A 25,431-nucleotide genomic window follows, 5' to 3' on the forward strand; every position below is an offset into this window, starting at 1 on the left:
GACACATGAAGATCACAGGCATCCGCGCCACCACGGTCACCGTGCCGCTGGAGGCGCCGCTCCTGCACAGCAACGGCGCCCACTGGGGCCGCTTCGTCCGGACGATCGTGGAGGTCGAGGCCGACAACGGCCTCGTCGGGCTCGGCGAGATGGGCGGCGGCGGGCAGAGCGCCGAGGCCGCGTTCGAGGCCCTCGCCCCGCACCTGGAGGGGCACGACCCGTTCGCGCTGGAGACGCTCCGCTTCAAGATCGCCAACCCGACGGCGAGCCTCTACAACAACCGCACCCAGATGCTCGCCGCCATCGAGTTCGCCTGCCTCGACCTCGTCGGGCAGCACCTCGGCGTCCCGGTGCACGACCTGCTCGGCGGCCGCATCCGCGACTCGGTCCCGTTCGCGTCCTACCTCTTCTACCGCTACCCGGGCGCCGGCGGTTCCACCGAGGTCCGCACCCCCGAGCAGCTCGTCGAGCACGCCCGCGCGCTCAAGGACGCGCACGGCTTCTCCGTCCACAAGCTGAAAGGCGGCGTCTTCCCGCCCGGCCACGAGCTGGAGTGCTACAAGGCCCTCGCCGCGGCGTTCCCCGACGACCGGTTCCGCTACGACCCGAACTCCGTGCTGTCACTGGAGGAGGGCCTCCGCTTCGGGAAGGCGATCGAGGACCTCCCCAACGACTATCTCGAAGACCCCGTCCTCGGCCTGGAGGGGCTCCGGCTCGTCCGCGAACGCGTGAACATCCCCCTCGCCACCAACACCGTCGTCGTCAACTTCGAGCAGCTCGCCGCCAACGTCCTGCGCCGCAGCGCGGACGTCGTCCTGCTCGACACCACGTTCTGGGGCGGCATCCGGCCGTGCGTGAAGGCCGCCGGCGTGTGCGAGACGTTCCAGATCGGCGTCGCCGTCCACTCGTCCGGCGAACTCGGCATCCAGCTCGCCACCATGCTGCACCTCGGCGCCGTCCTGCCCAACCTCACCTACGCCGCCGACGCGCACTACCACCACCTCGCCGACGACGTGATCGAGGGCGGCCTGATGCGGTACGCGGACGGCAGGATCGCGGTGCCGTCCGGCCCCGGCCTAGGCGTCCGGTTGGATCGTGACAAGCTCGCCGAGTACGCCGAGCTGTACAAGGGGCTGGGCGGCTACGCCTACGACCGCGACCCGGGCCGGCCGGGCTGGTACCCGCTCGTCCCCAACGACCGGTGGGCCGACCCGGACGCGGCACTGGCGCCGCTCGATTAGCCTGCCTGCTGTGATCCGCTACGCGACCCCTGACGACGTCCCGGCCATCCTGCGGCTGATCCGGGAGCTGGCCGACTACGAGCGCGCCCTGCACGAGGTGAAGGTCACCGAGGACCAGCTGCGCGAGCGCCTCTTCGGCGACGACCCCAAGGTCTTCGCCCACGTCGCCGAACACGACGGACGGGTCGTCGGGTTCGCCGTGTGGTTCCTCACGTTCTCCACCTGGAACGGCACCCACGGCATCTACCTGGAAGACCTCTTCGTCGACCCCGAGTGCCGCGGCGGCGGCCACGGCAAGGCCCTCCTCACCGAGCTGACCCGCATCGCCGACGACCGAGGCTACGAACGCGTCGAATGGGCCGTCCTCAACTGGAACACGCCCGCGATCGGCTTCTACGAAGCCCTCGGCGCCCGCCCCCAGGACGAGTGGACGGTCTACCGCCTGACCGGCGACGCCCTCACCAAGGCCGCCCGCTCCTGACATGCCGCGAGGGCCGCCGGAACCGGACGGCCCTCGCGGTCACCAGTGCAGGTCAGCCCTGCTTGGTCTCCCAGAAGATCTTGTCGATTTCGCTGATCTTGGCGAGCAGCTCCTCGGCCACCTTGACGTCCATGCTGCCCTTGGTGCCGCCGGCCCCGGCCAGCTTGGTCGCCTCGTTGAACAGCTGGTGGAGCTGGGGGTACTTCTCGAAGTGCGGCGGCTTGAAGTAGTCGGTCCACAGCACCCACAGGTGGTGCTTGACCAGCTCCGAGCGCTGCTCCTTGATCAGAATCGCCCGGGCGCGGAACTCGGGGTCCTCGTTCGCCGCGTACTTCTCGGCGATCGCCTTGACCGACTCGGCCTCGATCCGGGCCTGCGCCGGGTCGTAGACACCACACGGCAGGTCGCAGTGCGCGGAGACCGTCGTCCTCGGGCGCAGAAGCTTGAGCAACACCTGCGAATCCCTTCCCTCGTTGCGGATCATGCTCAGGTCACCGACATTACTCTTGTGCCCCTGGGCCCGTCCGGCCAGGGCACTCGGTATTTCGGCCTAAGACCCGGACCGGCAGCGGTCCGGAACCCTTCCAGCAGTGGTTGTGACCGCCGCCCGCCGAAGTATGCGGGCCAGCAAGGAGGATCATGCGGATCCGGACCCCCCGCCACCCCGTCCTCTGGGTCCTCGCCGGCGCGGCCGTGTGCGCGCTGGCCGCGGCCCGGAGGCTGCGGACCGTGGAGGTCACCGGAGACTCGATGCTCCCGGGCCTGCGCCCGGGGGACTGGCTCATCGTCCACACCGGCGCCCGCCCCGCCCCCGGCGCCGTCGTGGTCGCCGAGCACCCGGAGCGCCGCGACCTGCTGATCGTCAAACGCGTCACGCACCGCTCCGGCGACGGCTGGTGGCTGGAAAGCGACAACCAGCGCGCCCGAGGCCGCCGCGACAGCTGGGACTTCGGCCCCGTCCCCGACGCCCTCATCAAGGGCAGGGTGATCGCGCGCTACTGGCCTCGCCCCCGGGTGGGCCGCTAGCGCTTCAGTTCCGCGACCAGCGCCGCGAAGGCACCACGGCTGACGGCCAGCTTGGGCCCGTCGGGGTCCTTGGAGTCCCGGAAGGCGATCGCCCGGGGGAGGCGGCCGACTTCCACACAGTCACTTCCGCCCTGGGTTCCGCTGTGACTGCTCTTGCGCCACGTCGTCGTCACCGAACGCCTCCATCGCCTGCTCGACCAGCTCTTTGGTCCGATGCTCCGGAAGAGCCTTCGCGCTGATCCGCGCGAACAGGATCGCGTACTCCGCGACCTCTGTCGGTGACGATACAAGCCGCCCGCCTCCACTCGATTCGGTATAGGCCACTTCTCCGAAGGTGTCACCTGTGACGAGTTTCAGACCGCCGTCCAGGCCCGGGTAGGCGCCCGTCTCGAAGGTCCGCGGGATCACTCGGAGGACGACGTTCGGGCGCTTCGCTATTTCGAGGACATGTGCGAGCTGCTCCCGCATGATCTGGGGGTTGCCCACCGGCCACCGCAGTGCGGCCTCACTGAGCAGGACCATGACGAAGGCCCGGTCGAGGACGTCCTGCCGTTCCATCCGCTCCTTGACGAACGGCTCGGGGTCGGGCATGCCGCCGCCGGTGAACAGGGCTCGGGCGTACTCCTCGGTCTGGAGGAGACCGGAGAACAGGAGGGGTTCGAAGACCCGGATGATTCGGGCTCGCTGTTCGAAGGTCCTGAGCTCCGCGAGCCATTGCGGGTCGTGGCCGATGCTGGCGTACCAGACCAAGAGGGTGAAGAGGCCGCCGGTCTCCCAGGCCCTGTCCAGGAGGGCGGCGCGGCTTCCGTCCAGGCGGTCCACGCCGTTCTCGATGCGTGAAACGGTCGCTTTGCTGGCGTTGATGAGGCGTCCCACGGCCTCGCCCGACAGGCCACGTTGATTGCGGCAGAAGCGCAGGTAGTAGGCGGTGAAGGCCCAGAGTCCGGTCTTGGGATCCGGCGAGGCGTTCGTGGTCATGGGGGGTGACCTCGCGTTCCGTGTTGTCGCGGATGCGTTCTGTACATGCCCAAATCTAGCGTCGTGGTGTGACTCTGTGTCGTGGTTCACACACAGCTCGCGATGCCGAAGGTCTTGCCGATGCCTACTGCCATGGCCCCCGAGGTCCCCACACTCGTCCTCGATCCGACTGATCGTGCGCCTTGGCTGGCGCGGCGGTTTCTCGCCGAGCGGTTCGCCGAGTGGGGGATCGATGACGACTACGTCGCGCGGCTCGTGGTGTGCGAGCTGGTCACGAACAGCTTCAAGCACGGGGAGGGGCCGATCATCGTGCGGCTGTTCCGCGACGAGCGCGACGGGCATCCGATCGTGGAGGTGTGGGACGCCGGGGACGGGCGCCCGATGATCCCGCCGGAGAACCACGCGGCGACGACCGGCCGCGGCCTGATGCTCATGGCCGAGCTGGTCAGAGCGTGGGGCGTCCGCCCCCTGAACGAGGGCGGCAAGGTCACCTGGGCGAAACTCCTCTGACGGCCGGGCGAAACCGGCCGAAAGTACGACGGCCGTCGGAGCGAACCGTGCTTTGGGCCGGTGATCTGGGGCGGCGCCGGTACCGACGATGTCGTCATGGCACATGAAGATCCGGTCCCCGTGCTGCAGGCAGAGGGATTGACAAAAAGGTACGGTCGCCGGCGGGCGCTGAGCGGAGTCGATCTGCGCATTCCAGCCGGTCGCGTCGTGGGGCTGGTGGGTCCGAACGGGGCCGGCAAGTCGACACTGCTGAATCTGGCCTGCGGGCTTCTGGAGCCGACGTCGGGCTCGCTGCGCGTTCTGGGCTCCAGGCCGGCGGCGAGCGCCGCGCACCTGGCCAGGGTCGGCTTCGTGGCGCAGAACACTCCGGTGTACCCCTCGTTCAGCGTGTCCGACCATCTGCGCCTGGGCGCGCACTTGAACCCGTCATGGGACCAGGGGCTGGCCGAGCGGCGCATCGCGCAGGTCGGGCTGAGCCCGGGCCAGAAGGCCGGACGGCTGTCCGGCGGGCAGCGCGCGCAGCTGGCGCTGACGATCGCCGCCGCCAAGCGCCCCGAACTGCTGATCTTCGACGAGCCGGCCGCCGCGCTGGACCCGCTGGCGCGCCAGGGATTCCTGGCGAACCTGATGGAGTTCGTCGCGGAACTCGGCGCCAGCGCCGTGCTGTCCTCGCACCTGCTCGGTGACATCGAGCAGGTCTGCGACTACCTCATCGTGCTGTGCGGCGCGCGGATCCAGGTCGCCGGTGACGTCCGCGAACTGCTGGCCCGCCATCACCGGCTGGTCGCGCCGCACGGCGATCCCGGCCGGCCGCCCGCGGGTGTCGAGGTCGTCCGGGCGGAGCACGGCGGCGCGATGGTGCGCACCGGTCTCCCGCCCTCGGAGCTCCCGTACCGAACCCGGCCGGTCACGCTCGAAGAGCTGGTGCTCGCGTACATGTCCCGGGCGAACGCGCCCGTCGCCATGGCAGGCGAGGAAGCACGATGATCTGGTTGAACTGGCGGCAGTTCCGCTTCCAGGCGCTCGCCGGTGCCGCCGGACTCGTGTTGATCGCCGGCTACCTGCTGTATCTCGGCATGGACATCCGGGACGCTCACGACGCCTACCGGTCCCGGTGCGGCGACGCCGCCGCCTGCGCCCAAGCCGAGATCCAGTTCCAGGGCACCTACCGGAACACGCTGCTGTTCCTGGCCGCCGGACTCGGGCTGATCCCGGTGGTGATCGGCGCGTTCTGGGGGGCGCCGCTGATCGCCCGGGAACTGGAGCTCGGCACCCACCGGCTGGTGTGGAACCAGAGCGTGACCCGCCGCCGCTGGCTGATCGGCAGGATGGCGTTCGTCGGCCTTGCCGCGATGGTCGTGGCGGGCGCGGCGGGCCTCCTGCTCACCTGGGCGGCCTCCCCGTACGACCAGGTCGCCTCCGACCGGTTCGGGACGGTGGAGTTCGGGGCGCGCAACATCGCACCGATCGGCTACGCCTTCCTTGCCTTCGCCCTCGGCACCACCGTCGGCCTGTTCGTGCGCCGGACGCTGCCCGCGATGGCCGTCACAGGCGCCGTCTTCCTCGTCGTCCAGTTCACGGTGCCGAACCTGGTCCGGCCGCACCTCATGCCGCCGGAGAAGACGACCCTGCCGATGACCGCGCAGGCCATCAACCAGGCCAGGAGCCTGGGCAGCATCACCGGGGCCCCCGTCGTCGGCGGCCTGCAGGTGCCCGGAGCCCCCGACGCGTGGATCAGCGAGACAGCCCGCTGCGCACCCGGGACGGGCGGACGCTCAGCGAGAAGGCGTTCAACGAGTGTCTCGACACCCCGCCGAAGACCGGCGCGGGCGGCACGTTCGGTGACGCCGCGGTGTGCCTGTCCGCGCTCGATCTGCACGTTGACGTCGAGTACCAGCCCGGCGGCCGCTACTGGTCGTTCCAGCTTGCCGAGACGGGGCTCTATCTGCTGACCGGCGCGTTCCTCAGCGTCATCGCCCTGCGCCGCGTCAGGCGTGCCTGACACGGCCACCACTCCCGATACCGAGGTCCCTCAATGTCGCTTGCCAACGGCCATCAGAATGATGCCAGTGGGTCTCCAGTGAGGCCGGACCTGCTGGTCAATGCGGGGTTGGGCGTGGTGTTCGCCCTGGGCATCGCCTTCACGGCGTACATGCTCCTCGTCAGCTGGGGCGGTGCCTACTGGATCTGCACCACCGCCGTCTCGGCGGTGGTGTGCGGGCTGGCGCTGCTGCGCGGGCGGCGGGGGGCGTGGCCCGCGGTCGCGGGCCTGGCCGTGACGGCCGGTGCCGTGGGAGTGTTCCACGCGGCCGACCTGCCGCAGGAGCCGTCGCCCATGACGGCGCTGGCCCTGGCCGTGCTCGTCGGCTCCGCGCTCAGATCGCTGCCGGTACCGTCGGCGGTCGCCGTCGCCGCGGGCGGCGTCGCGGTGACCGCGCTCGGCTGGTTCGCCGGGCTCAGCGGCCTGATGACCCTGGCCACGCTGCTGGTGGCCGGGGGGTTCGTCGCGGGGGCGCTGCTGCGCGCGGCCGACCTCGTCCGGCGGCGGTCCAGCACCCCGGGCGCCGGGGCGTCGCCGACCGGGCGGCCACCGTGGTAGGGGCGGGACGCGCCCAAGACGCGCCGGGCGAGGATCCGTCCGCGTGTGACTCCGGACAGAGCATCGATAGCCTGACCGGCGTGACCGTTCCGGGTGGATGGGTCCGGGGCGTCTCCATGGCCGGGCTCGGCGCCGTGTTCCTCGCGGCGATCGCCGTGCAGGCCGCCGCCATCGCGCAGACCTGGGGTGCCTGGTACTGGGTGCCGGGCAGCGTCTCCGCGGCGGCGGTGTGCCTCCCGGCGCTGCTGGGGCTGCGCAGGCCGCTCCGGGCGGCGGTCGCGGGGCTCGGTCTTGCGGCGGCGGCCATCGTGGCCACCGGCCTGGCCGGCCTCGATCTCCCCGCCGAGCCCAGCCCGGCCATGACGCTGGGGCTGGCCGTGCTGACCGGTTCCGCGCTCCGGACCCTCGCGCCGGTCCGGGCCGCCGCGGTCGCGGGCGCCGGGCCGGCACTGATCATCGCCGGTCAGTTCGCCGCCGGGCCGCCGTCCGGCGGCCTCGCGGCGGTGACGGCGCTGGACGGCCTGGTCTGGCTGGTCGCCGTCGGCGCCGGGCTGTCGCTGCGGGTCCTGGACGCCCGGGCGCGCGCGTCCGCCGAGGAGGTACGGAGGGCGGAGCGGCTGGAGCTGGCCCGGGAACTGCACGACGTCGTGGCCCACCACATCACGGGCATGCTGCTTCAGGCGCAGGGCGCCCAGGTGGTCGCGCGGCGTGACCCGGAGCAGGTGAGCGGGTACCTCGGCGAGTTGGAGGCCGCGGGGACCGACGCCCTGGCCGCGATGCGACGGGTCGTTGGGCTGCTGCGCGACACCGGCGACGCGGCGCCGGCGTCCCCCGGGCCGGAGGGCCTGGACGCTCTGGTGGAGCGTTTCCGCGGGCGGGGCCGGGAGGTGCGGCTGAGCATTCCGGACGGTGACGAGTGGCCGCCTGAGGTGACCAACACCGTGTACCGCGTCGCCCAGGAGGCCCTGACGAACGTCCTGCGGCACGCCCCCACGGCCCGGTCCGTCACGGTCACCGTCGGGCAGGGGGCGCAGTGCGTCACCGTCGAGATCGCCGACGACGCACCGGCGACCCAGGCCCGGCATCCCCAGCGCGGCGGGTACGGCCTGATCGGCATGCGCGAACGCGTCGAGGCGCTCGGCGGCACGCTGCGGGCCGGGCCGAGGCCCGGCGCCGGCTGGTCCGTGCTGGCGACCCTGCCCGTCCCCACCGGGGAGCCCCGATGACCATCTCGGTCCTGCTCGCCGACGACCAGGCGATGGTGCGCCGCGGGCTGCGGCTGATCCTGGAGGACCAGCCCGACATCAGCGTCGTCGGCGAGGCGTCCGACGGGGCCGATGCGGTCGCCCTGGCGCGACGGCTGCGCCCGGACGTGTGCCTGGTGGACATCAGGATGCCCCGGCTCGACGGCATCGACGTGACCCGCGCGCTGGCCGGACCGCGGGTGCCCGACCCGATGCGGGTCGTCGTGGTCACCACCTTCGACCTGGACGAGTACGTGTACGGCGCGCTGCGCGGCGGGGCCGTCGGCTTCGTCCTCAAGGACGCCGGGCCCGCCCTGCTCGTCGAGGCGGTCCGTGCCGCCCACAACGGTGAGGCGCTGGTCTCGCCTTCCGTCACCGTCCGGCTGCTGCGCCACCTGACGGCCGCCTCGGCACCGCCGCGCGCCGAGCGGCCCCCGCCCCTGTCGGACCGCGAACTCCAGGTCGTCCGGGCCCTGGCGCGCGGCCGCACCAATCAGGAGATCGCCGCGGAGTTGTTCATCTCCCTCAGCACCGTCAAGAGCCATCTGTCGGGCATCCAGGCCAAACTAGAGGTCCGCAACCGCGTCGGAATCGTCACCTGGGCGTGGGAGAACCACCTCGTCGACCCGTCATGACGCCGCACGGCCACCGGCCCGTATTCCGCGGCGGGTCGTGGAGGTGTGGGACGCCGGCGACGGGCGTCCGATGATCCCGCCGGAGAACGGTGGGTGCGTGGCTATCGGGACAGGGCCGCGTAGAGCAGGCGATCGTGCCATCGGCCCCGCAGATGAAGGTGGTCGCGTAGATGACCCTCGCGGCGCATGCCGATCTTGGTCAGGACGCGGACCGACGCGGCGTTGGCGGGGTTGCAGGTGGCCGAGATCTTGCGCAGGCCCAGGTCGTCGAATCCGAAGCCGAGCAGGGCGGTGGCGGCTTCGCCGGCATACCCGAGTCCCCACCATTGGCGGTGCAGGACGTAGCCCAACTCTCCACGTCGATGGGAAGTACTGGTGACCCGGAGTTCGATCGATCCGATGAGCGTGCCGTGCTCCTGCTCGACCACGGCGAGCCCGAACCTGTGGCGGGGGAGGGCGTTGGAGTCCTGCACGACCTCGGCGAGGAACGTGGTGGTGTCCTGCGGGCTGTTGGGGCCCCAGTCGGTGTAGCGCGTCACCTCGGCGTCGCTGGCGAAGGCGTGGACCGCCGCGTGGTCACCGGTGTGGAACTCGCGTAGCAGGAGCCGTCGGGTTCTCAGTTCCATGGCCCGCAGGATGCCACTCGCCGGCCCGTGCTCTGAGGGGAGCACGGGCCGGTGGGTGTCAGATGCGGGCGACGCCTTCCTTGCGGGCCTGGTCGGCCACGGCCTTCTTACGTGGTGGGGACCAAGGCGACGTTCTGGCCGGTCTGGGTGACGGTGATGCGGAGCCTGCGACGTGCGTCGGGTGCGCGCTCTGCCCGGAGTACCGATTGCGGCTGCTTCTGACCCCGCAGCGGCATGAAGAACGCGTCGCCTACCGCGCGTCCGGTCGCCGTCCCTCCCGCGACATCGAGCACGAGGAGCGCCCCCGCGCATTCGGGGCCCGAGTAGGGGACCACGAGACGGCCACCATCGCGAGTCTGCTCGACCCACGTGTACGGGATCGTGCGAGCCGCTGCTGTTACGATCACGCGGTCGAAGGGTGCTTGCTCGGATGCGCCCCGCTCGCCGTCACGGGTGATGACAGTGACCCGGTCGGCGAAGCCCGTCCGCTCCAGTGCGGCCGATGCGGCGGCGGCCAGTTCCGGGTCGATCTCCATCGTGGTGACGCGGACGCCGAGGTCGGCCATGAGCGCTGCGTTGTAGCCGGTGCCGGTGCCGATCTCCAGCACGTTCAGGTCCGGCTCCAGCGCTGCCGCATCGACCATCTGCCGCATGGTGTGGAGGGCCGAGGACGAGGAGGTCGGCCAGAGCATGCCGTTCGCGTCCTTGCTGACCTGGGTGACCACCGACTCCTCAGCGGCAACGTGCTCCGCCCACAACTCCGGATCGTCCGCACGGTCGAGCGGCCGTAGCTGCTCTCCTTCCGGTCGTATCCAGATCCGCTCGGGGATGAAGTCGGCCCTGTTCACGCCTGCCCCGAACCGTTGCAGAGGGGACACGTCACCTCTTTTTTCTTCCCGTCGTCCCACTGGTCTTGCTTCCCTGATCCGTTGCAGCCCGTGCACTGGACCGGTTTGCCGTGCTTACCCATAAATCACCTCACCGATTCGTCAGTCGAGATAACGGTAAGCACCGCATGGTCAACGGAGTGTGATTATCAGCGAGGTCGTTGCAGAGCGAGTCATGCGACGGTATGGGGCCTGGTAAGCGGCCCTAGCCTTTGGTCTCGCACTGAATCCCATGAATCGACGCGACACGGAGGCTGGAAATCTTGGTGCGGGAGAGGTGAGGTGGCGGTCGTGACGGAGCCGCGACCGGAATCGGCCCGGCTCAGGGAGGGGGCGGCGGCTCTTCACCGTCTGACGGCCCGGCGGCCCGTGCTCGCTGCGGAGCACGGGCCGCTCGTGGGTCAGATGCGGGCGACGCCTTCCTTGCGGGCCTGGTCTGCCACGGCGGTGGAGACGGCCGGGGCGACGCGGTCGTCGAAGGGGCCGGGGATGACGTAGTCGGCGGTCAGGTCGTCGCCGACGATGCCGGCGAGGGCGTTGGCCGCCGCCAGCTTCATGCCCTCGGTGATGGAGTGGGCCCGGACGTCCAGCGCGCCGCGGAAGATGCCGGGGAACGCCAGCACGTTGTTGATCTGGTTCGGGAAGTCGCTGCGGCCGGTCGCGACGACCTTGGCGTGCCGGCGCGCGATCTCCGGGTGGACCTCGGGGGTCGGGTTGGAGAGGGCGAAGACGATCGCGTTCTCCGACATCGTGGCGACGCACGACTCGTGGACGGTGCTGCCGGACAGGCCGATGAAGACGTCGGCGCCGCGCAGCGCCTCCTCGGTGGAGCCCTTGAGATGCGACCGGTTGGTGATCGAGGCGATGCGCTCCTTGATCGGGTTCAGGCCGTCGCGTCCCTCGTAGATCAGGCCCTTGCTGTCGGACAGGGCGATGTCGCCGATGCCGCCCTCGATCAGCATCTGCGAGACGGCGATGCCGGACGCGCCCGCGCCCGCCACGACCGCGCGCAGCTCCGACAGCGGCCTGCCGACGTGCCGGGCGGCGTTGGTGAGCGCGGCGAGCACGACGATCGCGGTGCCGTGCTGGTCGTCGTGGAAGACCGGGATGTCGAGCGCGGCCCGCAGCCGGTCCTCGATCTCGAAGCAGCGGGGGGCGCTGATGTCCTCCAGGTTGATGCCGCCGAAGCTCGGCGCCATCCGGCTGACCGTGTCGACGATCTCGTCCACGTCCGTGCAGTTCAGCGCGATCGGCACGGAGTCGACGTCGGCGAACTCCTTGAAGAGCAGGGACTTGCCCTCCATGACCGGCATGGACGCGGCGGGGCCGATGTCGCCGAGGCCGAGCACGGCGGTGCCGTCGGTGACGACGGCAACGACCTTGGACGTCCAGGTGTAGTCGTAGGCCAGGTCGGGGTTCTCGGCGATCGCGGTGCACACGCGGGCGACGCCCGGGGTGTAGGCCAGCGAAAGGTCGTCCTTGTTGCGGACGGGAATGGTCGACCGCATCTCAAGCTTGCCGCCGCGGTGCAGCGGAAAGGCCGGATCCTCGTCCAGTGAGGGCGGTTCGGTTTGAATGGGCTCAGCAGCCACAGCGACCCCTGTCAGTGAAAGTTGGCTTTCTTGCGATGCCGCCGCGGTGGTGGTGGTGTGGTGGCCGTCACCTGGTGGTCATCTCGCGACGCACGGGGGTCACCCGTTGTCCGATTGTGCCACACGGCGTCCGGCCGCCCCTGGGGCCGGGGTGGTGGTGACCATCACGTGACCGTGCCCACACGTGGCCGACCGATTGCTCCGTGTTGGGGCTGGACGCCAGGTCCGTACCGATCCGGAGCTTCCTCGTTGCGTGATTGTTTCGGACCCTTTATCCAGATCAGGGACCTTGTGCGCCAAAATGTGCACCTGACCTTCGGATCTCCACGGATCCGACGCAACCATCGAAGGGGGACCCGTGATCACCGGTTCTCTGCGCCGTCACGCCGTTGCGGCGGGCGCGCTCGTGCTGACGGGCGCCCTCGCCCTCTCGGCCTGTGGCGACGACTCGGGCGACTCCAACGACTCCGGGGCCTCGAACACCAGTGTGGACAGCAAGCTCGCGGCCATGGTCCCGGCCGCGATCAAGAGCGATGGCAAGATCACGATCGGCACGGACGCGTCCTACCCGCCCAACGAGTCGGTCGACCCCGCCTCCCAGAAGATCGTCGGCTGGGACGTCGAGTTGTTCGACGCCGTCGCGGCCAAGCTCGGCCTGAAGACCCAGTACAGCAACGCGGGCTTCGACACGATCATCCCGGGCGTCCAGTCCGGCAAGTACGAGGCCGGCGTCTCCTCCTTCACCGACACCAAGGAGCGCGAGGGCGCCGTCGACTTCGTCACCTACTACTCCGCCGGGACGTCCTGGGCGGCGCTCAAGGGCAACCCGAAGGGCGTCAACCCCGACGACGCGTGCGGGAAGAGCATCGGCGTCCAGCAGGGCACCGTGCAGGTCGACGACCTCAAGGCGCGCAGCAAGAAGTGCACCGACGCGGGCAAGCCGGCCATCAAGGCCGTCGTCCGCAAGCAGCAGACCGAGGTCAACAACGACCTCGTCGCGGGCAAGGTGGACGGCATGGCCGCCGACTCCCCGATCGTCGGCGACGCGGTGAAGAAGACCGGCGGGAAGCTGCAGATCCTCGGCCAGGTGTACGACACCGCGCCGTACGGCTACGCGATCGGCAAGAACTCCGGGCAGTTCAAGGAGGCCCTGCAGGGCGCGCTGAAGGCCCTCATCGCCGACGGCACCTACAAGAAGATCCTCACCGACGCCGGGGTGGAGAGCGGCGCGATCACCGAGCCGGCGATCAACGCCGCGCAGAGCTGATCGCATGACGGTCGACAACGACGCCGGTAAGGGACGGCCTGAAGCGATCAAGGCCGTCCCCGTCCGGCATCCGGGCCGCTGGCTGGGCGCGGCCGTCATCCTGGTGCTGGTCGCGATGTTCATCAACTTCCTGCTGACCAGCAACGCGCTCGAATGGTCGGAGCAGTGGAAGTACCTGTACTCCGACCCGGTCCTCAAGGGCGTCCGCAACACCGTCTGGCTCACCCTGGCCGCGATGGTCGGCGGCATCGTGCTCGGCATCGTGCTGGCGCTGATGCGGCTGTCGGCCAACCCGCTGCTCAGCGGGGCGGCCTGGGTGTACCTGTGGTTCTTCCGCGGCACCCCGCTGTACACCCAGCTGCTCATCTGGGGCGCGATCGGCACCCTGTTCCCGACCGTCGGGATCGGCATCCCGTTCGGGCCCGAGTTCGAGACGTGGAAGACGCAGGAGCTGGTCAACGCCGCCATCGCGGCCTCGCTGGGCCTGATCCTGAACGAGGCCGCCTACATGGCGGAGATCGTCCGGGCCGGGATCCTTTCGGTGGACGAGGGGCAGCAGGAGGCCGCGAGCGCCCTCGGCATGTCCAGGATGCAGACCATGCGGCGGATCGTGCTGCCGCAGGCGATGCGCGTGATCGTCCCGCCGACCGGCAACGAGTCGATCTCGATGCTGAAGAACACCTCGCTGGTCGCGGCCGTGCCGTACTCCGAGCTGACCTTCACCGCCCAGACCATCTACGCCACCACCTACAAGATCATTCCGATGCTGGTGATGGCCTGCCTGTGGTACCTGCTCATCTCCTCGGTGATGATGATCGGGCAGTACTACCTGGAGCGGCACTACAGCAAGGGCACCAGCAAGGGGGCCGAAGCCAGGCAGCGGCTCCGCTTCCGCGCCGGAGGCGGTGCCCCGTGAGCGGAGGTGAGGACATCGTGAGCGACTCCCTCTCCAAGGACCCCGGGGCGCCCCCGCCCGCGTCCGAGAGCGGCGGCCTGATGGTGAAGGCCGAGGAGGTGCACAAGTCGTTCGGGCGCCTGGAGGTGCTGAAGGGCATCAACCTGGAGGTCAAGCCGGGCGAGGTGATGTGCGTCGTCGGGCCGTCCGGGTCCGGGAAGTCGACGTTCCTGCGGTGCATCAACCACCTGGAGAAGATCAACGCGGGCCGGCTGTGGGTGAACGGCCACCTGGTCGGCTACCGGGAGTCGGGCGGCAAGCTGTACGAGCTGCGCGACCGGGAGGTCGCCGCGCAGCGCCGCGAGATCGGCATGGTGTTCCAGCGGTTCAACCTGTTCCCGCACATGACGGCGCTGGAGAACGTCATGGAGGCGCCCTGCCGGGTCAAGAAGCAGCCGAAGGCGGAGGTCCGGGAGCGGGCCGTGGCGCTGCTGACCCGGGTCGGCCTCGGCGACAAGGTGCGGAGCTACCCGGCGCAGCTGTCCGGCGGGCAGCAGCAGCGGGTGGCGATCGCGCGGGCGCTCGCCATGGAACCCGCGCTGATGCTGTTCGACGAGCCGACGTCCGCGCTCGACCCCGAGCTCGTCGGCGAGGTCCTGGAGGTCATGAAGCAGCTCGCCCTCGACGGCATGACCATGGTCGTGGTCACCCACGAGATGGGGTTCGCCCGCGAGGTCGGCGACTCGCTGGTCTTCATGGACGGCGGTGTCGTCGTCGAGGAGGGCACGCCGCGGGAGGTGCTGACCAACCCGCGGCACCGGCGTACGCAGGACTTCCTGTCCAAGGTCCTGTGACGCGGCCCGCCCCTTCGCCTGGGGGCGGGCCGTTTGCGCGCCGTCCGGACGGCTAGTGTGCGTTCATGTTCGCTGTCACGGCCACGCAGATCGACACAGACAATCCGCTGGACGGGCTCACGCTGGGGGAGATGCCCGACCCCGAGGTACCGGACGGCTGGACGACCGTCACGGTGAAGGCGACCGCGCTCAACCACCATGACCTGTGGTCCCTGAAGGGCGTCGGCATGCCCGCGGACCGGCTCCCGATGATCCTCGGCTGCGACGCGGCCGGGGTGGACGAGGACGGCAACGAGGTCATCGTCCACGCGGTCATCGGCGACCCGGCCCGCGGCGGCGGCGACGAGACCCTCGACCCGAAGCGGTCGCTGCTGTCGGAGGTCCACCCGGGCACGATGGCGGAGAAGGTCGCGGTGCCGCGCCGCAACCTCGTCCCGAAGCCGGCCGAGCTGTCCTTCGCGGAGGCGGCCTGCCTGCCGACCGCGTGGCTCACCGCCTACCGGATGCTGTTCGACAAGGCGGGGCTGGAGCCCGGCGCGTCCGTCCTCGTGCAGGGCGCGGGCGGCGGGGTCGCGACCGCCGCGATCTCGCTGGCGTCCGCCGCCGGCTTCCGCGTCTACGCGACCAGCCGCAGCGAGGCCAAGCGCAAGCGCGCGCAGGAACTCGGCGCGGACGCCGTGTTCGAGCCGGGCGCGCGGCTGCCCGAGCGGGTGGACGCCGTGATCGAGACCGTCGGGCAGGCGACCTGGTCGCACTCGATGAGGTCGGTGCGGCCCGGCGGGCGGGTCGTGGTGTCCGGCGCCACCAGCGGCCAGATGCCGCCGGCGCAGCTGAACCGGCTGTTCTTCCTGCAGGTGCAGGCGATCGGGTCCACCATGGGGACCCGCGACCAGCTGGAGCGGCTCGCGCGGTTCCTGGTCAAGACGGGCACCCGGCCGCTGATCGACCGGACGCTCCCGCTGGACCGGGCCCGGGAGGGCTTCGCCGCGATGGCGGAAGGCGACCTCTTCGGCAAAATCATCTTCACCCCGTGACGCCGCGGGGCCGTGGCCCCCGCTCCGGCGCGGGTCACGGCTCCCGGCGGAAGATCACGCTCAGCCGTTCGCACGCCTCGTCCAGGACGTCCTGCGCGGCGGCGAGGTCGTCGTCGTCCAGATCCGACTTCTTGGCGTTCTTGCGGACGTCCTCGACGAACCGGCGCAGCAGGCGCTCCAGCTTGAGGCGGGCGACGTCCTCGCGGGTGCCGGTCGCCGTCTTCCAGGCGTCGTCCCAGTTCTGCCGCCACTCCTCCTTCCACGCCTGTTTCTGCTCGCGCCAGTACTCCTTCTGCCGGCGCCACTCGTCCTTCTGCCGATGGGTTGTCTCCTTCCACGCCTCCTTGGACGTGGCCTTTCCCTGGTCGCGCATCGTCCGCGCGGCCTGCGTCAGCTCCTCGCGCAGCGACCGGACGGTCTGCCGGACGTCCTCCTGCACGCCGCGGGCGAACTCCTGGGCCGACGCGGCGATCTCCTCCTCCAGGTCGGCCAGCTCGTCCATCCGGCGCTCCAGCTCCTCGCGGCCCTTGTCGGTCAGCGAGTACACCTTCTTGCCCTTGATCACCTCGTGCGTGACCAGCCCCTCGGCCTCCAGCCGGGCCAGCCGCGGGTAGATGGTGCCGGGGGAGGGCGAGTAGACGCCGAGGAACCGGTCCTGCAGGAGCCGGATCACCTCGTACCCGTGCCGCGGGCTCTCCTCCAGCAGCTTCAGCAGGTAGAGCCGCAGGCGACCGTGGCCGAAGACGGGGCTCACCGATCTTCTGGGGCCGGAGCCCCGTCCTTCAGGGTAAGGAGGGAGGTCCTCCGTCTGGTCATGTTCTGTCGGTCCTCTCCGCTAGCTTCTTGTGCGTGTCCCGTTACCGTCTGCAGCTGACGTCCGCCCAGGAGGCCGGGCTGCTGGAACATTGCGGGCACGCTCGGTACGTGTGGAACCTCGCCGTCGAGCAGCACCGGCACTGGACGCCCGGCCGCAAGGGCGCGCCAGGATTCGCCGAGCAGTGCCGCCAGCTCACCGAGGCCCGGGCCGCGTTCGCGTGGCTGCGCGCCGGATCGGTGATCGTTCAGCAGCAGGCGCTCAAGGACTTCGCCCAAGCCATGGCGAACTTCTTCGCCCGCACGCATGGGCGGCCGACGTGGCGTAAAGCCGGCCTCCATGAGGGTTTCCGGATCGTCGCGGTCAAGCCCGCCGATGTGCGGCGCCTGTCCCGCAAGACGGGCGAAGTGAAGATCCCGAAGGTGGGGTGGGTGCGGTTTCGCTGGTCCCGCCCCGTCCCCGACGGGGTGAAGTCGTACCGGGTGACCCGTGATCGCGCCGGGCGCTGGCACGTGGCGTTCGCGCACGTCCCGGCCCCGATCCCGGCGCCGGGCAACGGAGCCGTGGTGGGTGTGGACCGAGGGGTGACCGTGTCGGCGGCGTTGTCGACCGGTGACCAGCTGCGTGCGCCCGGCCTCACCGTCCGGGAGGCCGAGCGGCTCCGCAGGCTGCAACGGCGCTTGGCCCGCGCCCGCCGGGGGTCGACCCGCCGCGTCCCTCTCAAAGCGGCCATTGCCCGCCTCAAGGCGCGGGAGGCCGACCGGCGCCGCGACTGGGTGGAGCAGACCACCACCCGCCTCGCCGCGGGCTTCGACGTCATCGCGGTCGAGAACTTGAATGTGCGCGCCATGACCCGCTCGGCGCGCGGCACCGTCGGCGCCCCTGGCACGGGTGTTGCGCAGAAGGCCGGACTCAACCGGGCGATCCTCGCCAACGGCTGGGGACGGCTGGTGACACGGCTGCAGCACAAGGCGCCCGGACGCGTCGTCAAGGTCGATCCGCGCTACACCTCGCAGACCTGCCATGCCTGCGGGCACCGCGCCCCGGACAACCGCAAGAGCCAAGCGGTCTTCCGGTGTGTGGCCTGCGGGCATCGGGCCAACGCCGACGTCAATGCCGCATGCAACATCCGAACGACCGCCGTGGGACGCACGGTGGCAGCGCGGGGAGCCCTCCAGCCGACGGGCGGGGCTGTGAACCGCGAACCTCAACCGGACCCCCTCCCAGCGTAGGAACGGTTGAAATCCCCTGCTTCCGGGTGGGGGAGGATGTCAATTCTCCATTCGGGGTGTGGTGATCTCGGGGGCGTCGTCGTCGCGGCCGAGCAGGGTGATGCGGCCGGAGACCGTGTTGACCGTGATGCGGCCCGAGCCGTCGCCGATCTTGCCTGAGGCGCTGCGCGAGACGGTGCGCTCCTGCCGGGACAGCTCGGGGAAGGACGAGTCGATCTGCCCGGCGGCGGAGTTCAGCGTGATCTGCGCGTTCGTGGACTCGGGGACGCGCAGCGCCACCTCGCCCGAGACCGTGTTGACGTCCACCCCGCCGTCGCCGCCGAGGCTGAGGTCGGCGGCGATGCGGCCGCTGACGGCGCGGGCCGCCAGGTGGTCCACGGACGCGCCGGCCAGCGACAGGTCGCCGGAGACCGACGTGAACGACACCCGGCCGTCCAGCCCCTGCGCCTCGATGTCGCCGGACACGGTGTTGGCGTCGACCTTGCCCGCCACCCCGTCCAGGGTCACATCGCCGGAGGCGCTCTTGATGGACGTGCGGGACGTCGTGCCGGTCACGACCGCGTCCGCCGACACCAGGTTCAGCGTGACGGGGCAGTCGTGCGGGACGGTGACCGTGATCGCCGCGCGGACCCGGTTGGTGCGCAGCCAGCTCAGCACGCCCTCCCACAGCTTCTCGTGGGTGACGGTGAGCATGCCGGCCTCGTGCGTGACGACCAGCGGCGGGCCCTCGACGTCGCCGACCATGATGGACGGCCGCTCGGCGGAGGCGAGCACCGAGACGCTGCCCGCGATCAGCGTGACCCGCAGCGCGACCACGCCGTCGAAGTCCAGGGTGGTCGGTTCGTCGATCGTCCAGCGCGACATCGCGATGTGCCCTTCGTCGGAGCGGACCCACATCCAGTAAACACGATATGTCGCGTCATCTGAAAGTCAAGATGTATCGCGTTTACCGGGGGTCAGTCCTCGTCGTCGTCGAGCCGGGCCAGCCAGGTCGCGAGGCGGTCGACCGGCGTCTCGAACTCGGGGTTCAGGTCGACGAACTCCCGCAGCCGGTCCGCCAGCCACGCCAGGCTGACCTCCTCCGGACCGCGCCGGTCCGTCAGCTCCTCGATGCCCCGATCCGTGAAGTACATGGCGTTCTCTCTCCATGGACGCCGAAGGCCCCGGCGCGGCGCACCGGAGCCCTCGGATCGTCGCGTCCTATTTCTGTTCGCCGAACAGCCGGGCCAGCAGTGCCTCCTGCTCCGCCTGGTGCAGCTTCGCCGAGCCCACCGCCGGGGACGAGGACGCCGGGCGCGAGACCCGCGACATCCGCAGCCCCTCGATGTGGTGCGGCAGCTTCAGCGCCATGAACGGCCAGGCGCCCATGTTCGCCGGTTCGTCCTGCACGAAGACGACCTCGGCGTCCGCCGGGTACTTGGCCAGCTCCGCCTTGATCTCGTCCACGGGCGGCGGGTACAGCCGCTCGATCCGGACCACGGCGGTGTCGTTCGCGCCCGCGGCCTCCCGGGCCTTCACCACGTCGTAGTAGATCTTGCCGGTGGTGAGCAGCACCCGCCGCACGCCCGCCGGGTCGATCGCCGGGTCGCTCTCCGGGATGACCGGCTGGAACGCGCCGGCGGTGACCTGCGCGACCGGGGACGTCGCCGCCTTCAGCCGCAGCAGCGACTTCGGCGTGAACACGACCAGCGGCTTGTGCCGGTTGGACAGCACCTGCCAGCGCAGCAGGTGGAAGTAGTTCGCCGGGGTGGTCGGGTACACCACCGTCATGTTGTCCTGCGCGCACAGCTGCAGGTACCGCTCGATCCGCGCGGACGAGTGGTCGGGCCCCTGGCCCTCGTAGCCGTGCGGCAGCAGCAGCACGACGCCGGAGTGCTGGCCCCACTTCTGCTCGCCGGAGGAGATGTACTCGTCCACCACCGACTGGGCGCCGTTGGCGAAGTCGCCGAACTGGGCCTCCCAGCAGACCAGCGCGTCCGGGCGGGTCATCGAGTAGCCGTACTCGAAGCCCATCGCCGCGTACTCGCTGAGCAGCGAGTCGTGGACGTAGAACTTCGACACGCCCTGCCCGAACTGCTTGAGCGGCGTGTACTCCTCGCCCGTCTTGCGGTCGACCAGGACCGCGTGCCGCTGGCCGAACGTGCCGCGCCGGGTGTCCTGCCCGACGAGCCGCACCGGGTGGCCGTCGATCAGCAGCGAGCCCATCGCCAGCAGCTCGCCGGTCGCCCAGTCGATCGCGTCGTCCTCGATCATCTGGGCGCGGCGCTGCAGGATCGGCTGGAGCCGCGGGTGCGGGGTGAACCCCTCCGGCAGGGCGACCTGCGACTCGATGAGCCGCTTGACGGTCTCCTGCGGGATCGCCGACCCGGCCTTGCCGTGGTCGATCGGGATGCGCTCCTCGACGTCCGGCTTCACGACCGAGCCCGGCTCCAGGGGCTTCTTCACGGCCTCGCGGGTCTCGGTGAAGGCCCGCTCCAGCTGCTCCTGGTAGTCGCGCAGCGCCTGCTCGGCCTCCTCGACCGTGATGTCGCCCCGGCCGATCAGCGCCTCGGTGTACAGCTTGCGCACCGACCGCTTCGCGTCGATCAGGTCGTACATGAGCGGCTGCGTGAACGAGGGGTTCTCGCCCTCGTTGTGGCCGCGCCGCCGGTAGCAGACCATGTCGATGACGACGTCCTTCTTGAACGTCTGCCGGTACTCGAACGCCAGCCGCGCCACCCGCGCGCACGCCTCCGGGTCGTCGCCGTTGACGTGGAAGATCGGCGCCTGGATCATCCGGGCCACGTCCGTGGAGTACACGCTGGACCGCGAGTACTCGGGGGCGGTCGTGAAGCCCACCTGGTTGTTGATGATCACGTGCACGGTGCCGCCGGTGCGGTAGCCGCGCAGCTGCGACAGGTTCAGCGTCTCGGCCACCACGCCCTGCCCGGCGAACGCGGCGTCGCCGTGGATGAGCACCGGCAGCACGCTGAACCCGGCCTCGCCGACGTCCAGCAGGTCCTGCTTGGCGCGGACGACGCCCTCCAGCACCGGGTCGACCGTCTCCAGGTGGGACGGGTTCGCGACCAGCTCGGTGTGGATCTTGGAGCCGTCGCTCGCGACGAAGTCGCCGGACGCGCCGAGGTGGTACTTCACGTCGCCGGAGCCCTGCGCGCTGCGCGGGTCGAGGTTGCCCTCGAACTCGCCGAATATCTGCCCGTAGGACTTGCCGACGATGTTGGCGAGGACGTTCAGCCGGCCGCGGTGCGCCATGCCGATGACGACCTCGTCGAGGCTGTCCTTCGCCGCCGCCGAGATCACCGAGTCCAGCAGCGGGATGACGGACTCGCCGCCCTCCAGCGAGAACCGCTTCTGCCCGACGAACTTGGTCTGCAGGAACGTCTCGAACGCCTCGGCGCTGTTCAGGCGGCGGAGCACGTGCAGCTGCTCCTCGCGCGACGGCTTGTCGTGCGGGACCTCCACGCGCTCCTGGATCCAGGCGCGCTCCTCCGGGTCCTGGATGTGCATGTACTCGATGCCGACCGTCCGGCAGTACGCCATCCGCAGCACGCCGAGGATCTCGCGCAGCTTCATCGTCGGCTTGCCGCCGAACCCGCCGGTCGCGAACTCGCGCTCCAGGTCCCACAGGGTGAGGCCGTGCTTGAGGATGTCGAGGTCGGGGTGGCGGCGCTGCTTGTACTCCAGCGGGTCGGTGTCGGCCATCAGGTGGCCGCGGACCCGGTAGGCGTGGATCAGCTCGTGCACGCGGGCGACCTTGGCGACGTCGTCCTCGTGCGTGGCGGAGATGTCCTTGACCCAGCGCACCGGCTCGTACGGGATGCGCAGCGCCTCGAAGATCTCGTCGTAGAAGCCGTCCTCGCCGAGGAGCAGCTGGTGGATGCGGCGCAGGAAGTCGCCGGACTGCGCGCCCTGGATGATCCGGTGGTCGTAGGTGGAGGTCAGCGTCATGACCTTGCTGATCCCCATGCGCGACAGGGTCTCGCCGGACGCGCCCGCGAACTCGGCCGGGTACTCCATGGCGCCCACGCCGATGATCGTGCCCTGGCCGGGCATCAGCCGCGGAACCGAGTGGACCGTGCCGATCGTGCCCGGGTTGGTGAGGCTGATCGTGGTGCCCTGGAAGTCCTCCAGGGTGAGCTTGCCGCCGCGGGCCTTGCGGACGATCTCCTCGTAGGCGGCCCAGAACTGGCGGAAGTCCAGCGTCTCGGCGGCCTTGACGCTCGGCACCACGAGCTGCCGCGAGCCGTCGCTCTTCTGCAGGTCGATCGCCAGGCCGAAGTTGACGTGCTCGGGGCGGACCAGCACCGGCTTGCCGTCCACCTCGGTGAACGCGGCGTTCATCTCCGGCATCGAGGTGAGCGCCTTGACGATCGCGTAACCGATCAGGTGCGTGAACGAGACCTTGCCGCCGCGGCCGCGCTTGAGGTGGTTGTTGATGACGATGCGGTTGTCGATCAGCAGCTTCGCCGGGACGGCCCGCACGCTCGTCGCCGTCGGCACGCCGAGGCTGGCCTCCATGTTGGTGGCCGTCCGGGCGGCGACGCCGCGCAGCCGGACCTCCTCCGCGCCCGCGGGGACCGGCGGCGGGGCCGGCCTGTCGGCCTTCGGCGCGGGGGCCTTGGCGGCCGGGGCCTTGCCGTCGGTCGCCTTCGGCGGCGTCACCGGCCGCTGCGGTGTCGGCGGTGCGGCCGCGGTGCCGTTGCCGGCCTGCGGGGCCGCGCTGTCGGCGGGCGCCTGGGGGGACGCGGGGGTCGCGGACGTGGGCCGGCTGTCCGGCTGGTAGTCAGCGAAGAAGTTCCACCAGGCTTCGTCAACGTTGTTCGGGTCTTCGAGGTACTTCTGGTACAGCTCGTCGACCAGCCATTCGTTGGCGCCGAAATCTGTGGTCTTCGGGTCGGCACTTGTTTGCGACGACTCTGTCGACACGGCGGAGATCGCCCTCTTCCGCAGCTCGCAGGTTGGTTCTGAGACGCAGACAAGGCTACTCGCACTTGCCCCCGCGCCACGCCAGCGCGGTGGTAACCCTCTCGGGCGCGCCCGTCACCTTGGCTGAACTCGCCGAAGGCGGAGCCGCGCCTTCGGCAAGATCAACTGATCGGTCACCGGCGTGCTCAGTGCGTGTGCGGGGCGACCGTGGGGCCTTCGCTGGCCTGGATGAGGACGAAGCCCTGGCCCTGGTAGGCGAGCTGCATCGCCTCGCCGCTGCCCCGGCCGATCAGGGCCCCGGCCTTGAAGGTGCGGTTGACGCCGACCTGGAGGCTGGTGCTCCACGCGACCGCGGACTGGCCGTCGGCGAACGTGGGGGCGCGGCCGCAGTCGAGCATGACAGGGGTGCCGTGCGTGGTGAGCGCCACCCAGCCGGTGCCGGTGAGGGTGGTGTTGAACAGGCCGCCCGCGGCGATCCCGGCGCCCTGGACCCGCTGGATGTCGGACTGCAGGTGCGGGTCGTAGGCGAGGATGTTCTTGCCGTTGACGGTGATGCCCTCGTTCTCCAGGTAGAACAGGTGGATGTCATCGGCGTCGTTGGCGACGAACAGCAGGCCCTGCCCCTTGACGCGCATGGTGGGGACGCCCTCACCGGTCAGGGCCTTCTTCATGAACTTGCCGATGCCGCCGGCGCCTTCGTAGTCGAACTCCATCTGGCCCTGGAAGGCGACCATGGAGCCTTGCCGGGCGAGCACGTCCCCGTTCAGGTGGATCCGGAGCATCTTGGAGTTCTGGAGCGCGAAGTGGCCGGGGAGCTGCTGCCCCTGATCGAGGTTGCCGAAGAACTGGCTGCGCATGGTCGGGTCGTGCCTCTCGTGGGATTACTGGAGGTTTGTCAGCATAACGAGGCGGACGCCGTCAACGTCCCCGGTCGTTCGGGCTGGTCCAGTCCACGAGCGGCCCCTTCGGGACGACACCCGACGGGTTGATGTTGCGCTGCGTCACGTAGTAGTGCCGCTTGATGTGGTCGAAGTTCGTCGTCTCGCCGAACGCGGGGACCGAGTACAGGTCACGGGCGTAGCCCCACAGGTTCGGGTAGTCGGTCAGCCGCCGCAGGTTGCACTTGAAGTGACCGTGGTAGACGGCGTCGAAGCGCGCGAGCGTCGGGTAGAGGCGGACATCGGCCTCGGTGATGGCGTCGCCGAACAGGTACCGGCGGGACGCGAGGCGCTCCTCCAGCCGGCCGAGGGTGTCGAAGAGCGCGTCGAAGGCCTCCTCGTAGGCGTCCTGCGAGGTGGCGAACCCGGCCTTGTAGACGCCGTTGTTGACCGTCGTGTACACCAGCTCGTTCAGCTCGTCGATCTCCGGGCGGAGCCCCTCGGGGTACAGGTCGGGCGCCCCGGGGCGGTGCAACGCGGTGAACTCGGTCTCGAACATCGTGGTGATGTTCGGGAAGTCGTTGGTGACCAGGCGTTCCGTCCGCGTGTCCCAGATGCACGGGACGGTGTAGCGGCCCTCGAAGGACGGGTCGGTGCCGAGGTACAGCTCCGACAGGAAGACGGCGCCGGTGACGGGGTCGCGGTCGGGGAACCGCCAGCCGCGCTCGTCCCGGATCGGGTCGACCACCGCGACGGAGATCGCGTCCTCCAGGCCGAGCAGGCGGCGGACGATCAGCGTCCGGTGCGCCCACGGGCAGGCGTAGGAGACGAACAGCCGGTACCGGCCGGGCTCGGCGGGCAGGCCGCTCGACCCGTCGGCGGTGATCCGCTCGGTGAACCGGTTGGGCTGCCGCACGAACCGGCCGCCCTCGACCTCCTGCACGCTCATGCCGTCTCCTCCGCGAGTCGCCCGCGGCTACCATAACCGTCGGCGATCGATGTCAAACGGGATGCGGGGGTCCATGCTCGAGCAGTTCAACGCCCTGGTGGACGGGCTCCCACCCGCCATGATCTATCTGATCGTCGCAGCGCTGGTGTTCGCCGAGGCGGCGCTGTTCGTCGGGTTCGTGTTCCCCGGCGAGACCGCGATCGTGGTCGGCGGCGTCCTCGCGAGCCAGCACGTGCTGTCCCTGTGGGCGCTGCTCGCCATCGCGGTGGTCGCGGCGGTCGCGGGCGACTCGGTCGGCTACGAGGTCGGGCGCCGGTACGGGCCGCGGCTGCTGGACGTCAAGGTGATGCGAAGACACCGCGCCAAGGTCGCGGGCGCGCAGGACCTGATCCGCCGGCGCGGCGCGTTCGCGGTGTTCATCGGGCGGTTCACCGCGCTGCTGCGGGCGCTCATGCCGGCGCTCGCGGGCAGCTCGCGGCTCCCGTATCCGACGTTCCTGCTGTTCAACGTCATCGGCGGCGTGACGTGGGTGGTGACGTTCACGCTCGGCGGCTTCTTCGCGGGCGCCGCGTTCGAGCACGCGGCCAAGCTCGCGGGGCGGGGCCTCGCGATCGGGCTGGCGGTGGCGGCGGTCGTCGCGCTCGCCGTGTGGAGCGTCCGCAAGCGCCGCCTGGAGGCCCGCGAGGAGGCCGCGGCGGAGGCGGCGGAGGCGGCGGCGGGCATGCCCGAAGCGGAGCCGGCGCGCACTCTTCCGTGACCCCGG

27 protein-coding genes are annotated in these 25,431 nt (G+C 70.4%); 15 read left to right on the forward strand and 12 right to left on the reverse strand.

Translation table 11 applies throughout. The annotated features are described in order from the left end of the window. Positions 1 to 5: 5 nt before the first annotated feature. Together K8Z49_RS41280 and K8Z49_RS41285 are read left to right on the forward strand one after the other, a co-directional pair. On the forward strand, positions 6 to 1,241 hold the full coding sequence (locus tag K8Z49_RS41280; protein ID WP_412516736.1) for an enolase C-terminal domain-like protein: 1,236 nt from the start codon (positions 6 to 8) through the stop codon (positions 1,239 to 1,241). 10 nt (positions 1,242 to 1,251) lie between these two features. Beyond that, positions 1,252 to 1,722 (forward strand): GNAT family N-acetyltransferase, encoded by a 471-nt coding sequence (locus K8Z49_RS41285; protein ID WP_075022143.1) that lies wholly within the window; start codon positions 1,252 to 1,254, stop codon positions 1,720 to 1,722. A gap of 52 nt (positions 1,723 to 1,774) precedes the next feature. Here the strand turns inward: K8Z49_RS41285 and sodN are convergent, their stop codons facing one another. After that, positions 1,775 to 2,176 (reverse strand): superoxide dismutase, Ni, encoded by a 402-nt coding sequence (gene sodN / locus K8Z49_RS41290; protein WP_024935419.1) that lies wholly within the window; start codon positions 2,174 to 2,176, stop codon positions 1,775 to 1,777. A gap of 185 nt (positions 2,177 to 2,361) precedes the next feature. On the opposite strand from sodN, the gene sodX reads away from it, so the two are divergent. Further along, positions 2,362 to 2,748, forward strand: coding sequence for a nickel-type superoxide dismutase maturation protease (gene sodX / locus K8Z49_RS41295; RefSeq protein ID WP_021596964.1), 387 nt, complete (start codon positions 2,362 to 2,364; stop codon positions 2,746 to 2,748). On the opposite strand, the gene K8Z49_RS41300 is transcribed toward sodX, so the two are convergent. Together K8Z49_RS41300 and K8Z49_RS41305 are read right to left on the reverse strand one after the other, a co-directional pair. Next, entirely contained in the window at positions 2,745 to 2,864 is a 120-nt protein-coding gene (locus tag K8Z49_RS41300; protein ID WP_412516737.1) for a DUF397 domain-containing protein, read from the reverse strand. The genes sodX and K8Z49_RS41300 overlap by 4 nt on opposite strands. A gap of 4 nt (positions 2,865 to 2,868) precedes the next feature. Next, complete coding sequence (locus tag K8Z49_RS41305; RefSeq protein WP_412516738.1) at positions 2,869 to 3,726, reverse strand: helix-turn-helix domain-containing protein; 858 nt, start codon at positions 3,724 to 3,726, stop codon at positions 2,869 to 2,871. A gap of 120 nt (positions 3,727 to 3,846) precedes the next feature. Between K8Z49_RS41305 and K8Z49_RS41310 the strand changes: the two genes are divergently transcribed. The 6 genes from K8Z49_RS41310 (at position 3,847) to K8Z49_RS41335 (ending at position 8,714) form a co-directional block, all read left to right on the forward strand. After that, a complete protein-coding gene (locus K8Z49_RS41310) occupies positions 3,847 to 4,236 on the forward strand; it encodes an ATP-binding protein (RefSeq protein ID WP_177287755.1) in 390 nt (129 codons plus the stop codon). 96 nt (positions 4,237 to 4,332) lie between these two features. Then, positions 4,333 to 5,223: an ABC transporter ATP-binding protein gene (locus tag K8Z49_RS41315; protein WP_111832299.1), complete on the forward strand. Its 891-nt coding sequence runs from the start codon at positions 4,333 to 4,335 to the stop codon at positions 5,221 to 5,223. Further along, positions 5,220 to 6,188, forward strand: a complete 969-nt coding sequence (locus K8Z49_RS41320) for an ABC transporter permease subunit (protein ID WP_412516739.1) — start codon at positions 5,220 to 5,222, stop codon at positions 6,186 to 6,188. The genes K8Z49_RS41315 and K8Z49_RS41320 overlap by 4 nt, the downstream gene beginning before the upstream one ends. Positions 6,189 to 6,316: 128 nt before the next feature. Beyond that, positions 6,317 to 6,835, forward strand: a complete 519-nt coding sequence (locus K8Z49_RS41325) for a hypothetical protein (RefSeq protein WP_412516740.1) — start codon at positions 6,317 to 6,319, stop codon at positions 6,833 to 6,835. Positions 6,836 to 6,915: 80 nt separating this feature from the next. Next, positions 6,916 to 8,061: a sensor histidine kinase gene (locus K8Z49_RS41330; RefSeq protein ID WP_412516741.1), complete on the forward strand. Its 1,146-nt coding sequence runs from the start codon at positions 6,916 to 6,918 to the stop codon at positions 8,059 to 8,061. Further along, positions 8,058 to 8,714 carry a response regulator transcription factor gene (locus K8Z49_RS41335; protein WP_021596837.1) on the forward strand — a complete coding sequence of 219 codons (657 nt, stop codon included), beginning with the start codon at positions 8,058 to 8,060 and terminating at the stop codon, positions 8,712 to 8,714. Before K8Z49_RS41330 ends, K8Z49_RS41335 begins: the two co-directional genes overlap by 4 nt. Before the next feature lie 101 nt (positions 8,715 to 8,815). Here K8Z49_RS41335 and K8Z49_RS41340 read toward each other — a convergent pair whose 3' ends face one another. The 3 genes from K8Z49_RS41340 to K8Z49_RS41350 all read right to left on the reverse strand — a co-directional run bounded on the left by K8Z49_RS41340 (position 8,816) and on the right by K8Z49_RS41350 (position 11,819). After that, positions 8,816 to 9,340, reverse strand: coding sequence for a GNAT family N-acetyltransferase (locus tag K8Z49_RS41340; RefSeq protein ID WP_412516742.1), 525 nt, complete (start codon positions 9,338 to 9,340; stop codon positions 8,816 to 8,818). Positions 9,341 to 9,447: 107 nt separating this feature from the next. Continuing rightward, positions 9,448 to 10,188 (reverse strand): protein-L-isoaspartate O-methyltransferase family protein, encoded by a 741-nt coding sequence (locus K8Z49_RS41345; protein WP_024935424.1) that lies wholly within the window; start codon positions 10,186 to 10,188, stop codon positions 9,448 to 9,450. Positions 10,189 to 10,628: 440 nt separating this feature from the next. Further along, positions 10,629 to 11,819, reverse strand: a complete 1,191-nt coding sequence (locus K8Z49_RS41350) for an NAD(P)-dependent malic enzyme (protein WP_021596834.1) — start codon at positions 11,817 to 11,819, stop codon at positions 10,629 to 10,631. 358 nt (positions 11,820 to 12,177) lie between these two features. On the opposite strand from K8Z49_RS41350, the gene K8Z49_RS41355 reads away from it, so the two are divergent. From K8Z49_RS41355 to K8Z49_RS41370, 4 genes are all read left to right on the forward strand, one after another. Further along, a complete protein-coding gene (locus tag K8Z49_RS41355; protein WP_021596833.1) occupies positions 12,178 to 13,086 on the forward strand; it encodes an ABC transporter substrate-binding protein in 909 nt (302 codons plus the stop codon). 4 nt (positions 13,087 to 13,090) lie between these two features. After that, complete coding sequence (locus K8Z49_RS41360) at positions 13,091 to 14,002, forward strand: amino acid ABC transporter permease (protein ID WP_021596832.1); 912 nt, start codon at positions 13,091 to 13,093, stop codon at positions 14,000 to 14,002. 80 nt (positions 14,003 to 14,082) lie between these two features. Next, a complete protein-coding gene (locus K8Z49_RS41365; RefSeq protein ID WP_033331957.1) occupies positions 14,083 to 14,835 on the forward strand; it encodes an amino acid ABC transporter ATP-binding protein in 753 nt (250 codons plus the stop codon). Between the two features lie 65 nt (positions 14,836 to 14,900). Next, a complete protein-coding gene (locus tag K8Z49_RS41370) occupies positions 14,901 to 15,869 on the forward strand; it encodes a zinc-binding dehydrogenase (protein WP_021596830.1) in 969 nt (322 codons plus the stop codon). Positions 15,870 to 15,903: 34 nt separating this feature from the next. Here the strand turns inward: K8Z49_RS41370 and K8Z49_RS41375 are convergent, their stop codons facing one another. After that, a complete protein-coding gene (locus tag K8Z49_RS41375) occupies positions 15,904 to 16,623 on the reverse strand; it encodes a PadR family transcriptional regulator (protein ID WP_021596829.1) in 720 nt (239 codons plus the stop codon). A gap of 95 nt (positions 16,624 to 16,718) precedes the next feature. Here K8Z49_RS41375 and K8Z49_RS41380 point away from each other — a divergent pair, with 95 nt between their 5' ends. Beyond that, complete coding sequence (locus K8Z49_RS41380) at positions 16,719 to 17,915, forward strand: RNA-guided endonuclease InsQ/TnpB family protein (protein ID WP_412516743.1); 1,197 nt, start codon at positions 16,719 to 16,721, stop codon at positions 17,913 to 17,915. 39 nt (positions 17,916 to 17,954) lie between these two features. Here K8Z49_RS41380 and K8Z49_RS41385 read toward each other — a convergent pair whose 3' ends face one another. The 5 genes from K8Z49_RS41385 to K8Z49_RS41405 all read right to left on the reverse strand — a co-directional run bounded on the left by K8Z49_RS41385 (position 17,955) and on the right by K8Z49_RS41405 (position 24,668). Further along, positions 17,955 to 18,812, reverse strand: a complete 858-nt coding sequence (locus tag K8Z49_RS41385) for a DUF4097 family beta strand repeat-containing protein (protein ID WP_021596827.1) — start codon at positions 18,810 to 18,812, stop codon at positions 17,955 to 17,957. A gap of 59 nt (positions 18,813 to 18,871) precedes the next feature. Then, the gene (locus K8Z49_RS41390) at positions 18,872 to 19,048 is read right to left on the reverse strand and encodes a DUF6104 family protein (protein WP_021596826.1); all 177 of its coding nucleotides are present in this window, start codon (positions 19,046 to 19,048) and stop codon (positions 18,872 to 18,874) included. Positions 19,049 to 19,115: 67 nt separating this feature from the next. Further along, the gene (locus K8Z49_RS41395) at positions 19,116 to 22,841 is read right to left on the reverse strand and encodes a multifunctional oxoglutarate decarboxylase/oxoglutarate dehydrogenase thiamine pyrophosphate-binding subunit/dihydrolipoyllysine-residue succinyltransferase subunit (protein WP_024935426.1); all 3,726 of its coding nucleotides are present in this window, start codon (positions 22,839 to 22,841) and stop codon (positions 19,116 to 19,118) included. Between the two features lie 185 nt (positions 22,842 to 23,026). Continuing rightward, the gene (locus K8Z49_RS41400) at positions 23,027 to 23,698 is read right to left on the reverse strand and encodes an AIM24 family protein (protein ID WP_021598472.1); all 672 of its coding nucleotides are present in this window, start codon (positions 23,696 to 23,698) and stop codon (positions 23,027 to 23,029) included. A gap of 61 nt (positions 23,699 to 23,759) precedes the next feature. After that, positions 23,760 to 24,668 (reverse strand): glutathione S-transferase family protein, encoded by a 909-nt coding sequence (locus K8Z49_RS41405; RefSeq protein ID WP_412516744.1) that lies wholly within the window; start codon positions 24,666 to 24,668, stop codon positions 23,760 to 23,762. Between the two features lie 73 nt (positions 24,669 to 24,741). Between K8Z49_RS41405 and K8Z49_RS41410 the strand changes: the two genes are divergently transcribed. Then, positions 24,742 to 25,425, forward strand: a complete 684-nt coding sequence (locus K8Z49_RS41410) for a DedA family protein (RefSeq protein WP_075022134.1) — start codon at positions 24,742 to 24,744, stop codon at positions 25,423 to 25,425. Positions 25,426 to 25,431 lie beyond the last annotated feature (6 nt).

Source organism: Actinomadura madurae, from assembly GCF_047130825.1.
GTDB classification, from domain to species: domain Bacteria; phylum Actinomycetota; class Actinomycetes; order Streptosporangiales; family Streptosporangiaceae; genus Spirillospora; species Spirillospora madurae.